The organism is Polyangiaceae bacterium (assembly GCA_016715885.1).
Classification (GTDB): domain Bacteria; phylum Myxococcota_A; class Polyangia; order Polyangiales; family Polyangiaceae; genus Polyangium.
Genome location: JADJXL010000001.1, coordinates 140,007 through 154,758, shown reverse-complemented (window position 1 = coordinate 154,758; position 14,752 = coordinate 140,007). Strand labels below are relative to the sequence as shown.

Annotated in this window: 18 protein-coding genes; 15 read left to right on the top strand and 3 right to left on the bottom strand. The window is 60.4% G+C overall.

Annotated elements, in window-relative coordinates:
- Positions 1–19: 19 nt before the first annotated feature.
- Positions 20–781 carry a peptidylprolyl isomerase gene (locus IPM54_00730; GenBank protein MBK9258343.1) on the bottom strand — a complete coding sequence of 254 codons (762 nt, stop codon included), beginning with the start codon at positions 779–781 and terminating at the stop codon, positions 20–22.
- Positions 782–951: 170 nt separating this feature from the next.
- Between IPM54_00730 and IPM54_00725 the strand changes: the two genes are divergently transcribed.
- A complete protein-coding gene (locus IPM54_00725) occupies positions 952–1,632 on the top strand; it encodes a DUF192 domain-containing protein (protein ID MBK9258342.1) in 681 nt (226 codons plus the stop codon).
- Here IPM54_00725 and IPM54_00720 read toward each other — a convergent pair.
- A complete protein-coding gene (locus tag IPM54_00720; GenBank protein ID MBK9258341.1) occupies positions 1,596–2,072 on the bottom strand; it encodes a hypothetical protein in 477 nt (158 codons plus the stop codon). The genes IPM54_00725 and IPM54_00720 overlap by 37 nt on opposite strands.
- Before the next feature lie 275 nt (positions 2,073–2,347).
- Here IPM54_00720 and IPM54_00715 point away from each other — a divergent pair, with 275 nt between their 5' ends.
- The 3 genes from IPM54_00715 (at position 2,348) to IPM54_00705 (ending at position 3,965) form a co-directional block, all read left to right on the top strand.
- Positions 2,348–2,722 (top strand): hypothetical protein, encoded by a 375-nt coding sequence (locus IPM54_00715; protein MBK9258340.1) that lies wholly within the window; start codon positions 2,348–2,350, stop codon positions 2,720–2,722.
- 67 nt (positions 2,723–2,789) lie between these two features.
- The gene (locus tag IPM54_00710; GenBank protein ID MBK9258339.1) at positions 2,790–3,731 is read left to right on the top strand and encodes a 1-acyl-sn-glycerol-3-phosphate acyltransferase; all 942 of its coding nucleotides are present in this window, start codon (positions 2,790–2,792) and stop codon (positions 3,729–3,731) included.
- Positions 3,732–3,797: 66 nt separating this feature from the next.
- A complete protein-coding gene (locus IPM54_00705) occupies positions 3,798–3,965 on the top strand; it encodes a hypothetical protein (GenBank protein MBK9258338.1) in 168 nt (55 codons plus the stop codon).
- 126 nt (positions 3,966–4,091) lie between these two features.
- Here IPM54_00705 and IPM54_00700 read toward each other — a convergent pair whose 3' ends face one another.
- The gene (locus IPM54_00700; protein ID MBK9258337.1) at positions 4,092–4,517 is read right to left on the bottom strand and encodes a hypothetical protein; all 426 of its coding nucleotides are present in this window, start codon (positions 4,515–4,517) and stop codon (positions 4,092–4,094) included.
- 635 nt (positions 4,518–5,152) lie between these two features.
- Between IPM54_00700 and IPM54_00695 the strand changes: the two genes are divergently transcribed.
- From IPM54_00695 to IPM54_00645, 11 genes are all read left to right on the top strand, one after another.
- Positions 5,153–5,386 carry a hypothetical protein gene (locus IPM54_00695; protein MBK9258336.1) on the top strand — a complete coding sequence of 78 codons (234 nt, stop codon included), beginning with the start codon at positions 5,153–5,155 and terminating at the stop codon, positions 5,384–5,386.
- Positions 5,387–5,605: 219 nt separating this feature from the next.
- The gene (locus IPM54_00690; protein MBK9258335.1) at positions 5,606–6,535 is read left to right on the top strand and encodes a hypothetical protein; all 930 of its coding nucleotides are present in this window, start codon (positions 5,606–5,608) and stop codon (positions 6,533–6,535) included.
- Positions 6,536–6,543: 8 nt separating this feature from the next.
- Entirely contained in the window at positions 6,544–7,230 is a 687-nt protein-coding gene (locus tag IPM54_00685; protein ID MBK9258334.1) for an ankyrin repeat domain-containing protein, read from the top strand.
- 189 nt (positions 7,231–7,419) lie between these two features.
- The gene (locus tag IPM54_00680) at positions 7,420–8,028 is read left to right on the top strand and encodes a hypothetical protein (protein MBK9258333.1); all 609 of its coding nucleotides are present in this window, start codon (positions 7,420–7,422) and stop codon (positions 8,026–8,028) included.
- A gap of 43 nt (positions 8,029–8,071) precedes the next feature.
- Positions 8,072–8,314, top strand: a complete 243-nt coding sequence (locus IPM54_00675; GenBank protein MBK9258332.1) for a hypothetical protein — start codon at positions 8,072–8,074, stop codon at positions 8,312–8,314.
- Positions 8,315–8,589: 275 nt separating this feature from the next.
- A complete protein-coding gene (locus IPM54_00670; GenBank protein MBK9258331.1) occupies positions 8,590–9,660 on the top strand; it encodes a hypothetical protein in 1,071 nt (356 codons plus the stop codon).
- A gap of 8 nt (positions 9,661–9,668) precedes the next feature.
- Positions 9,669–10,766 carry a hypothetical protein gene (locus IPM54_00665; GenBank protein MBK9258330.1) on the top strand — a complete coding sequence of 366 codons (1,098 nt, stop codon included), beginning with the start codon at positions 9,669–9,671 and terminating at the stop codon, positions 10,764–10,766.
- Between the two features lie 174 nt (positions 10,767–10,940).
- Entirely contained in the window at positions 10,941–11,519 is a 579-nt protein-coding gene (locus IPM54_00660; protein MBK9258329.1) for a sigma-70 family RNA polymerase sigma factor, read from the top strand.
- Positions 11,520–12,035: 516 nt separating this feature from the next.
- Positions 12,036–12,959 (top strand): hypothetical protein, encoded by a 924-nt coding sequence (locus IPM54_00655; GenBank protein ID MBK9258328.1) that lies wholly within the window; start codon positions 12,036–12,038, stop codon positions 12,957–12,959.
- Positions 12,960–12,967: 8 nt separating this feature from the next.
- Complete coding sequence (locus tag IPM54_00650; protein ID MBK9258327.1) at positions 12,968–13,642, top strand: ankyrin repeat domain-containing protein; 675 nt, start codon at positions 12,968–12,970, stop codon at positions 13,640–13,642.
- A gap of 297 nt (positions 13,643–13,939) precedes the next feature.
- Positions 13,940–14,653, top strand: coding sequence for a hypothetical protein (locus tag IPM54_00645; GenBank protein MBK9258326.1), 714 nt, complete (start codon positions 13,940–13,942; stop codon positions 14,651–14,653).
- Positions 14,654–14,752: the final 99 nt, after the last annotated feature.

The window sequence follows — 14,752 nt, the reverse complement described above, 5'->3', positions numbered from 1 at the left end:
GTTACGCTGGGTGAGGGATTTACTTGCGCGTGATGGTCACCTTCTTGATGACCGGTGGGGTCTCGGGCCTGTCGCGCACGACCGCGACGCTCGCGATCTTGTGAATCGTCTCCACAGGGCCGCATTCGCCGAAGATCGTGTAGCCGCCGTCGAGGTGAAACGCGGCATCATCCATGATGAAAAACTGGGCGCTGTTGGTGTTTGGGCCTCGGTTCGCCATGCAAAGCAGCCCCGCTCGATCGTGATTGGCGTCCTCCCAAACCTCGTCCGGAATCACGTAACCAGCTTCGCCCGATCCGTTCTTCTTCGCATCTCCACCTTGGATCATGAATCCCTTGATGATGCGGTGAAACACCGTGTCGTCGTACGCCGGCTTCTTCTCCCACTTGCCCTCGGGCGTTTTCCACGGACGGATGCCTCGAGCGAGCCCGACGAAGTTCGCGACCGTGATCGGCGCCTTGTCGTCGAAGAGCTTGCACTCGATGTTCCCCATGTCCGTTTCGATCGTCGCGGTGATCGTTTTGCCCGCGGGCAAACCCTTCGTCGCGTCGGCGAGCGTCCACTTGCCCTTGACCGGATCGTCCTCGCTCGGTTTGACCTCGGCGACGGGTTTGGCCGAGACCTTCTTCTTCGCGGGCTTGGGGAGCGAAACAGTCGGCGCGGCCGTCTTTGCGGGCTTTGCCTGGCCCTGCCCGTTCCCCGCAACTTGAACGTTTTGCGCCTGAAACCTCGGCTCCGCGACGGGTTCGGGCGGTGCCGAGTCGCATGCGCTCGCGAGCATGAGGGCAAGGGTGGATCCAAAAAGTGCGGTGGCGGAGTGAAGTGAACGTTTGCAGTGCATCTCGGGTGCCTTTCACTTGCGTGACGAACGGCGCGGGTCAAGCACGACTTTGTCGTGCTAGGTAGAGAACACACCGTCCGCGGCGTTTTGCGTGAGGTCCTCCCAAAGCCATGACGACTTTCCGACTTGCAGCATTCGTGCTCGTTTCGAGCATGTTCGGGTGTGAGCCGCGCATCGAAGAACCCGTGCCTCCGTCCCGAGACGCTCGCCCCAACATCCCGCCCTCACCGCAGCCAACTGCCGACGCGACCACCAAAAAGCCGGCCGAATCGGGGCGATGCGTGTTCCCAACGCCGGACAAACCCAAACGAACACTCGCGCACCCAGGCCCCGATCCGAAGTGCCCCGCGGACCCGGAAGTGCCGCCGAATTTGCGCACAGGGAAGGTGGTTTTCCCCGGCGCCAAAGACAAACCTGCGATCGTTTCCGTGGAGATTGCCGAACGCCCGCGCGACCGAGCTCGCGGGCTCATGTTCCGCACGAACATGCCCGAAGATCGCGGCATGATCTTCACCTTCAACGAAGCACCCGAGGTGCATCAGTTCTGGATGCGCAACACCTGCATCCCGCTCGACATGCTCTTCGTCGATCGCGACGGCGTCATCGTGGGCATCGAAGAAAACGTTCCGACGATGAACGATTCGACCTACGCCGTGCCGTGTCCATCATCGTACGTCATCGAGGTCAACGCGGGGTATTGTCGCAGGCACGGTATCGTTGCAGGTCAAAGATTGAGCTCGAAGGCATCTGACCATCACATGCAAGCTTCCGCGCCTTCGCACTTGACGTAACAATCCTGGCAGATGACGCACGAGGCGTAGACGTCGAAGATCGGCACGCCGGTCGGATAGGAATCTTCACAGCCGGTTGTGCAAACCGTGTCACCGTCCGGGCAGTCGGCGATGCATCCGGCGAAGTCGACGCACGCCGAGTTGGCAACACAATTCTGAAAGACATCCACGCAAAGCCCATCGGCCGACTCGCGCGAGCACGTGACGCACGCGGCGCAGTCCGCCGAGGTCGTGTCGCACACCGTAGGCCCGCCGGATCCCGAAGAGCTCGATGAACCGCTGCCGGAGCTACTCGAAGAGCTCGATGCGGCATTGGCCCAGCCATCGTCGCCGCCGTCGCCGCCACCGCCACCCTGCTTCGTCGACCCCTCGGCGCATGCGAACAGAGCAAGCGCGGCAGAAACATTTGCAACGATGATCATGGAACGAATGCGCTTCATGGAGCCTCCTCGAGGTGCAAAGACGCAAACCGACAGCCCATGATCGCATGAACGACGCCACGACGGAGCATCGTCGACATGCACGATCGTGCACCGATCCATCGCTCATCGCAGCATCGCGGAGCGCTCATCAAGGGCACAGCATGTCCTGGCAGCTCTTCGCGCAGTCCGCGCAATAGACGCAACCGACGTAGTTCCAGTACGTAGCAGCCGCATCTTCGTGCATTCCCCAGCACGCATCCCAGCAGTTGAAATCCCCTTTGGGACACAGATGCATGCATTCATTGATCGCCGTGCAGCTCGCAGAAAGCTTACACGCCTCGGATTCGGCCTTGCATTTCCCAACGTCGGACGCCGTCGAGCACGATTCGCACGCCGTGCAATCCGCGCTGATCGTGTCGCATGAACCCGCACCGCCCGACGACCCGGTTGACCCGGACGAACCTCCACCGCTGCTCGACGAGCTCACCGAGCTGCTCGACGAGCTCACCGCACCGCCCGAAGAGCTCACCGCACCGCTTCCTCCAGCACCTCCACCGCCGTTTGTCGTGGTCAGCTCGATGCAGCCCGAAGCCATGAGCGCGGTGGCCGAGCAGCAAAGCGTCGTGGCGAAGCGGTGCAAATTCATGTTCCCTCCTCCAGTCGAGTAAGCGCTTCATGATCGCATGGATCGAACCGTGACGTATGGCAGCAGAACCCGCGCGCGAAACGAGCCTGATGACAAGCCTTCGTCCGGTTCGGTATACGGATCGAGTGGGGTCTTTCGTCGTTCCGCACGAGCCGGTTCCATCCCTCGACACCGTGAAGGACGGTTTCGACGCGCTCGTCGAGAAAGCTCGCGCGCGCGTTCGTCCGGACGACCTCGATGCGCGTGATCCCGCGTTCATCGCGCGCGTGATGCCGCTGCTCGGCGTGCTCTACGATCACTACTTCCGCACGGAGACCGAGTTCGTCGAGCCGTTCGTCGAAGGCCCCGCGCTCGTGGTGGCAAACCACAACGCCATGACCGGCACGCCGGACATGTTCTGCCACATGCTCGCGTTTTGGCGCACCTACTCGCCCGCGCGACGCTCCTACGGCCTCATGCACGACCTGCCCTTCGGTTTGCCCGGAGCAGGCCCCGTGCTGAACGCGATGGGCGCCATCAAGGCATCGCCCATCAACGCTGCGCGCGCGCTCGATCAAGGCGCCGCCGTGCTCGTCTTCCCAGGCGGAGACCTCGATGCGTGCAGACCCTTCTCACGACGCTACGAAATTGAATTCGGCAAGCGTCGAGGGTTTGTCCGAACGGCGCTACGACATGGCGTCCCCATCGTGCCCATCGTGAGCGCTGGGGCGCATCATTCGCTGTACGTCATGACCGATGGCCGAAAGATCGCCGAGGCGCTTGGCTTGCCCGACATCATGCGATGGAACGTCGCCCCCATCGGCCTCGCGCTGCCCTGGGGCCTCTTTGCGCTCGCACCCCTGCCCCACTTGCCTCCGCCCGTGAAAATTCACACCCGCATTCTCGCGCCCATCCGGCCGGGCTTGCCAGCTTCGGCCGCCGACGACCCGGACGCCGTCGAACACGTCTTCACGCTCGTGCGGGACACGATGCAAGGCGCCATGGACGAGCTGAAACGGCTCGGCCGCCATGGCCTCTTTCCAAAGCCATGACCTGGCGGCGTTCCAAAGCCATGAAGAGGTGACGTCTTCAAGCTGCTGGCGAAATCTGACGAAAGCGTGACGAAAGCACTGTACATGTGCATGAATAAGGTTTTGCAGCCCAAACGAATGCCGCGTGCGGACGACGGGCACGAGGCGCGAGGGGCATTTCGTTTTCGCCGCATCAAGTGCCGTCGCGGCGAACGCATGAGATACGATCGGCGTGTCGAAATGAGTTTGGTGTAACGCGCCGGCGCTTCTCGTTGCCACGGGGCCTGCTGGGGGCGCACGAAAGGGCGTTTTGGTCGACGGGCCACACGAATACGCCGCCAAGTATGTAGTGGGGGATGATGGATGAACCGAAATGAAGGTTCAGGCGTTTTCGGTGTTGGGCGTGACGGGGGTCGGGGCTGTGCGCTCGTTGGATATCGCCGAAAATTGCGCATGGGCCTCGGGGTCGTTTCGGGTCAAATAGCGCCCTACGTGGAAAAGCTCGGTATACGCACGGTGCCATTGCGTGTACGCACGACGTCGCAAATCCCTCGGCGAGCCTTTGATGTCTTCACTGCCGCCATCGACCAATAACAGAAGGGCGGTCGCGTCTTCGTCGGCTTTGGCAAGGTATTCGATGGTAATGGGCGTTTTACCTTGTACACTGTCCCAGTTGTCACGAAAAAGGGCGACGAGGCGAAGGGTATCATCCGCGTCGTCGCGGATACCTCGCCCGCGCCGAATATCGGCGAGGATCTCGGTGGCTTTCGCGTTGTTTTTGAATGCGGGAGCGGCCCACGCGGACAATTCGATATCGTGTTCGCGGACTTGGCCGACGAGCGCCTTGCGTTGGGCTTTCTGCTCACCCGACCAGGATTCTCGACCTCGAGCTCGGCGGCGTAATAAACGAGCATATGGGATTCGAGCGAATCGAAGTCCGCTTTGCGCTCGGCCGCTCGGGCCGGAGAAAGCTCGTCGGCGAGGTTTGGCACGAGGGGACTGAATGCTTTGAGCAATGGAGGCGTGAGCTGGAAGGCGCGTTCTCGGCCAATGCGAGGCCGAATGAGGATTCGGTTGGCAATGCAAGGAGCGTCGGTTTTGCTGCCTCGTAGAGCGCGTGCATCTTCTGCGGTTCGGGGATCATGCGAGTTTCCTTGGGGTGCAATGACGAGGAAATGAGGACCGACGCGAATGTGCAACGCTTGTATTCGAGATGTCAACGGGAATGTGTACGGCATGTGGTGCGCACGAGCATGTTGGGAATGCGCGAAGAGCCAACGATGGTTGGATCTGGCTCGTGCGGATGTCACTTTGGTCGAACGGTGGCACAACATGGCTCAATCGGGTTGCGCTTTCGAGTGAGCGTTCGCTCGAATGGGTTCGTGCGGATGTCGATCCGAGCGATCGGTCGCTCGATGTGGCTCGTGCGGATGCTGGTTTGATTGAGCGTTGGTTCGACGTGGTTTCGGACGGATGTCGAATCGAGCGATCGTTCGCTCGATGTGGTTCGCGCGGATGACGATTCGAGTGAACGTTCGCTCGGATGGCGTCGTGCGGATGTCGATCCGGGCGATCGGTGGCACAAGGTGGCATCTTCGGATGTCGAGCGGAGGGATCGGTGGCGCGAAGCGTGTCGGTTGGGACTTCGCGCGAAACGAGAGGCGGGTCTGCGTTGATTTTCCCTTGCTATGCCTACGCGGTTGTGCACGCGGGCGGTGCAGCGCTACGAGTGCGCGTGAAGGTTGGTCGAGGCGGACTCTTGGTGAGCAAACGTAAGTGTGGCGCGTACTCAGACAGGCGGCTGATGTGCGTATCTGCATACGCACAAGCCGACGCCAGATGGTTGTACGAGGAACATATGCGGGTTTCACCTTGACCACGGAGGACTGCATCGGGTGCTATCGCGCACCATGGTTCCCACCATCAATAGACTTGCATTGTCCTTAAGCTTTACCGTGTGCTTGGGTTTTGCGTTCGTGCCTCAGGGATGCGGGGGCGTTCAGCATCCTGTTACGGACATTCCCGAGCACGTTGCAGCGCCGATCAAAGGCTGCGCTTTCGAGCACACGCATCACGTCCGAGATGCGGACCATATCGTCAAGTATGACGTGACGCTCGATAGCAACGGCGAGGTTGACTCCATTGCGCTCATGGATTCCACCGTCGGCGATGAAGAGCTGGAGCAATGCATCGCTGCCTCGATCCGTTCGCTGACCGAGAACGATCTTCTGCGCCCTCGCTCGGAGAATTTCGATCGCGAGCTTGCACAGCCGGAATCGCGCATGCTGCTGGGCACTCCGGCAGTACCGCTTGCGGTTTGCGTTGCGTCGCCACCTTGCTTGCTCACGCTGACCGTCCTCATGGGTGCTGTCGCGCTCAACGTGCAGCTCATGGTGCACACGGCGACCGCGATAACGACGGGCTGGCCGATGGCGACGGCCAAACCCACCGCGACGACGACGGCTCCGCCGATCCCGATCGCCCTACCGCGAAAGTATCCGAACCAGACGTGTGAGGAGGCGGAGCGCATTCGCCTGAATGACGAGATGCACAAGGTTTGCGACAAAGGGTTCGCCGCGACATGCGGGGGGCGTAAGATCAATGAGGATAAATTGCCGAAGATTCCGTGCTCGGTGGTCAAGCTCAGCCTGCTGCAACGGCGTGCTTGCCTGGCCGCACGATGGCTGGTTCAGGACAAGTGCTTCGGCGGCAAACCAGACACTGAGCACAAGGACAAGATAGACCAAACTCAGAACGGAATCGATCACTGCGAAGCCCTGGAATTGATCAATTGCGCCAAAGACCATCCGATGGCAGGAAAGTAAGGAGATCCATGTCTAACGCACTTCTCGAGGCCATTCGATCACGCGACGTCGATCGCCTGGCGACGCTCCTCGCCGCCGGCGCGGATCCGAATGAAGCTGGCAAATCTCGCTACAGTGGTCGAGATGTCCCCCCATTGCACGCGGCGATTTGGGAGCTCGAAGGATCTGGCGAGGACGACCCTGACGGGCCGGAGCCTCCAGGTCCGATCGACTCCGTCGTGCTGCTCCTGCGGTATGGCGCCAAAGTCAAGGGTTGGGACGTGGACAAAGAAGGGGATCCGCTCTTAATCGCCGTGTTCAATAACCACATCGAAGCCGTGCGGCTCCTGCTGGCCGCGGGCGCAGATTCCAACGTCTGCGATGACGAGGGCGATTCGCCGCTTCGCATCTGCGCGGAGAAAGGCTATCTGGAGATGGCGCGGCTCCTCCTCCTCTGCGGGGCCACCAAGACCATCCACGCGGGAGCAGGGCCGACTGGCATGAATGCACTGGGGTTCGCTGCAACCAGGCTCCATGTCGACATGGTGCGGCTCCTCCTCGCTCATGGCGCAGATCCCCTGATCGAGGACGGTGACGATATGACAACGTTCAGGCGACTCGGGCTCACGGTCAAGTTTGGTCGCGTCCCCGAGGATCCCGCCGCCCAGGAGCGCCTTCGGGAGATTCGCAAGCTGCTCGGCGAGCCGTTTGCGTAGCGCTTCGGCGGCCAAATCGTCGACGCTATCTGACAAGCTCATAATCGTTTCTGCGGGCGTGCAAGGCGCGGTTTTGCAACATGGTCGGGTGATGCCGCCGGTGTGTCTCTGGCATCTATGTGCTTGACGGACAAGCTCACCCATTGTTGAAATGGGCCGATGAAGTCTACCGCTTATCCACTTATTACCATGAGCGCTGGCTCACTGCACAAGGCCGTCGCGACCGCAGTTTGTATGTTACTTGCCGGGATGATTTTTAGCTGCGGCGCTGGTCCTGCCGACGATTCGACCCGGCGCTATGCAGAGGTCGTCGTAGCGCCCGATTGGAAACCGATCGACGGCGACAAGCCGACCATGGCGAGGCTTGGCCAAGAGGCCATGGACGCAATTGGATACGAGGAGATCATCCATCGCGCGGAGAAGGCAGGCTGGGTAAAAACGGTGCGCGTTGAACAAGCGCCATCGCGCGCCCGCAAGGTGCTCATCGCCGACGGAGCCACAGCCGTAGCTGGAGACCACTTGGTCGAGCTCTTCACCAGATATGCGTTCACGGCGGGCGTGACATCGCAAGCGGACTCACCCGTCCCCGGCCCAGCGGATGCCGTGGCGGTGGGGATTTTGGTGATCGGGCTCATCCACGTGGGTATTCTGAAGACCGAGGAGATCCTTGCGGCCCAGCAAGCTCAGGCTGCCACTGCAGCAGACGCCACTGTGGGCGCCGCTGCGGCTGCCTCGCAGGAGGCTGAGAGGGCGCGCTGTCGTAAGGTGAATGAAGTAACCTATTCCATAGGTGCATGAGGCAATGCCGTGAAGCAGCAGGTTGCTGGAAAGGGATATAGTCATGAACAAAGAACTAGCTCGACAGTTGGCGTACCTTTATCAACAGTCTTCGGGCCTACTCGTGCACACGATCTGGTTGATGGAGCAACATGGCACGGAAGCACAACTTCAAGAGCACAGGAAGGCGGTCGCGCAGGTTCTTAGCGAACTCGGGGCAGAGCTTCTCTATCCCATTTACCGTGAATTTCCTGACCTGGAGCCACCGTCTTCGACGCCCAGCGCCGATCTCGAGGGCGAGTCCTGAGGCGCTTGAAATTCAAAAAGGCTGACTGGGAATAGGGATATTCCCATGGCCGTGTTCCAGCGCGCCCAAAAACCTCATTGCCAAACCGAATCCGCTCGTTCACATTCCCGCTGCTTGCCCAAGCGCGGCCTTAGGCCATCAAGGCGTCGGTACGGATTCACTCGCGTACCGGCGCCTTGGTTTTCAACTTGCCCAGCTCATCGACCCCGGCGAAGACGCCGCCCAGAAGCCACTTGACGACAGGTTTGGAGAGCGCGTACGATGCGTTTGTCGCCATGGTTCGTCGCACCCTTTCTCTGTTTTTCGCGGTCATCGTTTCGGCGGTCGCGCTGCGCGCAGAAGCAACGCCCGCAAAACGGATCGCCGTGCGCCTCGACTACCAAGCTCCCGAGCCGTCGCACTTTTGCCCGTCGTCGGATGAGCTTGGGTTCATGCTCGCGGCGGAGTTTGGCTACGCCGCCGTTCGCGATGATGCGCGAGGCGTATTGACCGTCCACGTGCGCGTCGTCGACGACAAGTATCAAGCCGAGCTGTCTGCGCCAAACCCTTCGGGCACTGGCGAAAATTGGCGCTGGAACACGGACAAACAGGCTACGTGTCGCGAGCTTGCTTATGACGTGGCGACGACTGTCGGCATCGCCTTCGGCCCGCGTGCCTGGGCCAACGGAGAACCGCCCGAGACGCTCGCGGCACCACCACCCGTCATCGACGTGAGACCGTCCGCGGTTTTACGCGAACGACCAAGGCTCGTTGCCAAATACGTGTCAACGGTGTCTCGGACAAACAGGGAAACGACGGGGACGACGGCAGGGGCGAACGCGGATACGCCGATGCAAATGGAGGCGGCGATTGGACCCGCTGTAACGCTTTATGGGCTGCCGAGTGTGGCCATTGGGGGCAGTGGATTGCTCGCCCTGCGTTGGACGCGATTTGCGCTTGGATTGGATATGCGCGGCGCGGTGATGCCAATGGCCGGCTTCGGGACGCCACAACTCGATGCGCGCGCCTTCCTATTCACCGCATCTTTGCTGCCTTGTGCCGCGACGCGCTTCATTGACGTTTGCGGTTCACTGAATGCGTCGATCATTGGGCTCGACGCACCGCCGCCTATTGTTGTGAGTGCATCAGATGGTTTCTCCTTGGGCGTGGGCGCTCGTCTTGTCGGCCGGTATCCGCTCTCGTCACGATTCACGTTATTTGGTTCCGCTGATATCAGCGGCCAGCTTCGATCGATCACAATCGCTGGTCCGATTCTTGACGATCCAGCACAGGTGGCAACCTATTGGAGATCTACTTATCTTCGCCTTGCCCTCGGCGTCGGAATTGCAGTTGGCGTTTTCGAATGAGGATGAACATGGAGTCAAAGACACGAACGTCGTCAATGAAGTTTACAGTCGTCGCCGCCACCATTATGACGGTAATGGTCGTGGTTCCGGCTTGCGGTGAAGGAAGAATCGAAGTCATCGTGCCGGATGCCGGCTCCGATGCTGGCGATAAAGGAGGGGGAGGAGGTATCGGCGGTGCTGGCGGCGCGAGCAGCAACAACGCATGCACGCCCGCGTGTGATGGCGAATGCGCTCCGCTTCCGCCGCCAGGTTTTTCCCACCCATTCTTGTTTGCACAGGGCTCGCAACCGATCGCGTGCCCAGACTCGGCAAACCTGACCGAAACCACGAGATTCGCCGAGCTGGTCATTCCTCCAGCGCAATGTGCCGAATGCACATGCGCGCCGTCCACGGGTGAATGCACGCAGCCAACGACCATCACGGCGCACGCCGCTGATTGCAACCATACCGAAGGAGCGATCGCAACGCCGACCAATCCTCCGGCATCGTGGAATGGCGCATGCGCTGCGGACAATGCCTTGGCCGGGGGCATCACCTGCGCTGGCAAAGCTTGCGTGCAATCGATCACGGTCGGACCCATGGGCAAAGCAAAGGAGGCATGCAGTGCGCATGCGTCATCGACCGTGGGTGAATTCATTCCGTCACCGTCTTGGAAAACCTACGCGACGGCGTGTCAAGGAATGGCCCGTGGGACATGCGATGCTGCTCTTTGCGTTCCTGGACGGACGGCGGAATTTCAGCTTTGCGTCGAACGGGAGGGCATCCACGATTGCCCGAGCGACGGCTACACGAAGCAATTCGTCGTGTACGATGGATTCAAAGACGACCGCGCATGCGAACCATGTTCGTGCGGTGCGCCCGAAGGAAGCTTTTGTCAGGCGTGGTTGACCGTATATGCCAATGGCGCGTGTACATCGCCGGTCGTTGCGGGCAATGTGTGGTCCGGAGGAAATACATGCCTCGACGTGACGCCACCCGGTGCCGCCGTGGGCTCGAAGCTCGCGCTCGAACCGACATACAATGCGGGCACGTGCAAACCGAGTGGTGGCACGCTATCGGGCGAAGTTGCCCTGACGAGCTCGCACACGGTGTGCTGTGTGGCTTGACCATTGGTGTAACGTTGGCTTTTCCTTTGATTCGAGGTAGGTCATCATGATGCCCCAGAAAGACACATCCGACGAGCTCATGGCTGCACTTCTGAAGCATCGTCCACGGCTCGATCGATGGCTTGACATTTCGGCATCGATGATGCGGAACGGCCGGATATCATTCAGCGAGCATTGGAAAAGGTCTGGCTAGCATCGCGCGAAAAAAAGCTTTCCAATGACGTCGGTGGTCTTTTGCATACCACGGCCAAGAATCTTGCCATCGACCGACATCGCGAGCTGGGTACGCGCATGGAGTACATGCCGCTTCTTGTCGTGGATGGCACTGCAACGCCAACCCCCGAGGACGAGCTTCACAAGCAACGTTTTTGGATGGCTGTAAAGGAAGCTATCGACGCGTTGAGCAAACGATCCGCGGACGTGTTGCACGCGAGGTTTTTTGACGAATTGAGCATGCAGGAGCTGGCGTGCAGTTTGAACATGTCCCCCGCGTCCGCGTACCGCGCGGTCGATGCAGCGCTCGATGAGCTTGCACGGGAGCTGAAACGCCGAGGCATCACGGGCCCGCTATGCATTCCGATGCTCGACAGTGCTCTCGTGGAGCGCGCAGATGCAGCGCCGGCAAGCGACAAGCATGGCGCACGGGACGTTTGGACTGCACCTGCATTGGCGTCATCGTCGAAGCAGTCCCGCCTTTGGCCCGACATATCCAAATTCGTCATCGGCGCCGTCGTGGGCGGAGCGCTCGTGTAATTGTTTCTGTCGAAAGAGCGGACTCCGCCGCCCGTCGCTCGCATTCCGCGGTACGAGGTGACCATTGCACCCGCAGCGCATAGCGAACCTACGGCGCCCATAGCTCCTTCCACAATCGTTTGTCCGGAATTCATAGCTCCGATGCCGCCTCCAGCACGAGGAAAACAGCAGGGGCCTCCCGCGCACCCGGAACCCAACGCAAAGCCGAGACTTCTTGCGCAGATCTGCAAAAAGGCCCTCGACGCGCACGACTGCGAGCGGAACGAGGTGTGGGGCAGCATTGGTTTTCGCTTGCTATGCCGACGCGGTCGTGCATGCGGGCGGTGCAGCGCCACGGGTGCGTGTGAAGGTTGGTCACAACGGACCCTTGGTGATCAAGCGGAAGTGCGGCAGGAAGTTGGATTCGTGGTTGATCTGCGTATCAGCGTACGCACAAGCAGACGCCGGATGGTTGTACAAGGAACGCATGCGGGTTTCACCTTGACCAAGGAGCACCGCATCGGGTGCTATCGCACCATGGCTCCCACCATCAAAAGACTTTCATTGTCGTTGGGCTTTGCTGTGGGATTGGGTTTTGCGCTCGTGCCGCAAGGATGCGGGGGAGCTCATCCTGTCGCGGACATTCCCGAGCACGTTGCAGCGCCGATCAAAGGCTGCGTTGTAGAGCACACGCATCACGTCAGAGATGCGGACCATATCGTCAAGTATGACGTGGCGCTCGATAGCAACGGCGAGGTTGACTCCATTGCGCTCATGGATTCCACCGTCGGCGATGAAGAGCTCGAGCAATGCATAGCTGCCTCGATCCGTTCGCTCACGCAGTACGATCTTCTGCGCCCTCGCTCGGAGAATTTCGATCGGGAGCTTGCACAGCCGGAATCGCGCACGCTGCTGGGTACTCCGGCAGTACCGCTTGCGGTTTGCGTTGCGTCGCCACCTTGTTTGCTCGCGCTGGGTTTGGTCGTGGCTGGTTCCGTGTACACCGTGCAGGTCATGGTGCACACGGCGACCACGGCCAAAGCCACCGCGATAACGACGGGCTGGCCGATGGCGACGGCCAAACCCACGACGACGACGACGTCGCCGCCGATCGCCCTACCGCGAAAGTACCCGAACCAGACGTGTGAGGACGCGGAGCTGGATCGCCTGGAAGGAGAGAAGAACAAGATTTGCAATCTCAAGGTGGGGTTCGCTGTCGACTGCCCCAAGGACATCAGCAAGCCAAAGTTCGATAAAATTCCTTGCTCGAAGGTTTTGCTCAGCCTCCAGCAACGACATGCCTGCCTGGCGGCGCGATGGGCCGTTCAGGACAAGTGCTTTGGTGGCAAGCCAGACGCTAGGCACAAACCACCGATTGATCAAACGCAGCAAGGGATCGACCACTGCGAAGCCCTGAAATTGAAAGTTTGCGCCAATGGCCACCCCATGGCAGGAAAATAAGGAGATCCATGTCTGACGCACTTCTCGAGGCCATTCAGACCCGCGATGTCGATCGCGTGGCGGCGCTTCTTGCCGCCGGCGCGGATCCGAACGAACCTGGCAAGTCTCGCTATGGCTCGGGCGGAGTTCTCCCCCCATTGCATGCTGCAATTGCCGAACTCGAAGCCTTCGGCGAGGACGAGCCTGGTGGACCGATCGATGCCGTTACCTTGCTCCTGCGCCATGGCGCCAGGGTCAACGGATGGGACGTGAACAAAGAAGGGGATCCGCTCCTTGACGCCGTGGTGATGAAGCACATCGAAGCGGCCCGGCTCCTGCTGGCTGCAGGCGCGGATCCCAACGTGAGCGATAACGAAGGCACCTCGCCGCTTCGTTTCTGCGCGCTGAACGGCCTGCTCGAGATGGCCAGGCTCCTCCTCAATTGTGGTGCGGGCAAGACCATCCACGAGGCGGGAGGTTCCGCGGGCATGAATGCGCTGGGGACGGCCGCGTACTGGCTCGATGTCGAGATGGTGAAGCTGCTGCTCGCTCACGGAGCAGATCCGCACATCGAGGACAACGATTCGGATACGGTGTTCGATCGTCTCCGATGGAAGGAGCAGCTTATGGATCAGCCCGAGGATCCCGCCGACCAGGACCGTCTTCGGGAGATTCGCAAGCTGCTCGGCGAGCCGTCTGCGTAGCGCTACGGCGGCCAAATCGTCGACGCTATCTGACAAGCTCATAATCGTTTCTGCGGGCGTGCAAGGCGCGGTTTTGCAACATGGTCGGGTGATGCCGCCGGTGTGTCTCAACTGCCTGAATGTCCTGGTGATCAACGTGCAGTCGCAGGGGGTTGTCCTCCCCGGTCTACCGTTTCGCCTCAAAAGTCAAGCCCCTCCGCGCGTGCCCGTGCTATTGGACGCGCCCATTCTGGACGATGGTCTGGTGGGTGATCCGGGCGTCCCTGGGTCCACCACCCCCAACCCATAGGGAATGCGATGGAGAACGATCCCCGCCTGCGACGCCCCTCGAACCCCAAAGGATCCCCCAGGAGCTGGTCCCTCAAGAAATCCGAGGCCAAGGCACTCCTCGCCGAAGGACAGTGGACGTTGGATCCCGAACATTGTGATGGTGTTGGGGATGCATATGTGTCGGCTCGTGGCGAACTGTTGCTGTTCAGTAACCACGGCCGGAGCATTCTCTATGAATCGAGAAAAGCGATCGTGGACGCTCTTGCCGAGTCCGCCAAACAGCCTCCGCCGCAACACGTGTTGGAAGGCTTGCTCCTGCAAGGGCCGCATTTCATCGAAGCCGTTCCGGGATTGGTCGACGAATTGGCCAAGCAATTGAAATTGCCCCGCGAAGCGCTCGACAATACCCCCGAAAGCCTGGACGTGGTGGAAGAAGCGCTGAAGAAACGCATACGACCGCGGAGCCGCATACTGGAAATTCCCAATTTGTTCGCCGCAATCGTGGCGTATACGGGCGAAGTCGCCAGGCACGTAACCGGCGGCCATTGGCACTTGAATGAAGTGCACGGCGGCATTTGGGAGCCGTACGTCATGTACGACGACGATTCCGATTACGTGAATCCTTTCCTCGAACCGTACAAGAGCATCGCGGAACGTAGACGCGGCGGGCTGCTGCTGCGGGTGCTGATTCCCGTTCCGGGCCATCAGGGCTTGAAATTCAAAAAGGCTGACTGGGAATAGGGATATTCCCATGGCCGTGTTCCAGCGCGCCCAAAAACCTCATTGCCAAACCGAATCCGCTCGTTCACATTCCCGCTGCTTGCCCAAGCGCGGCCTTAG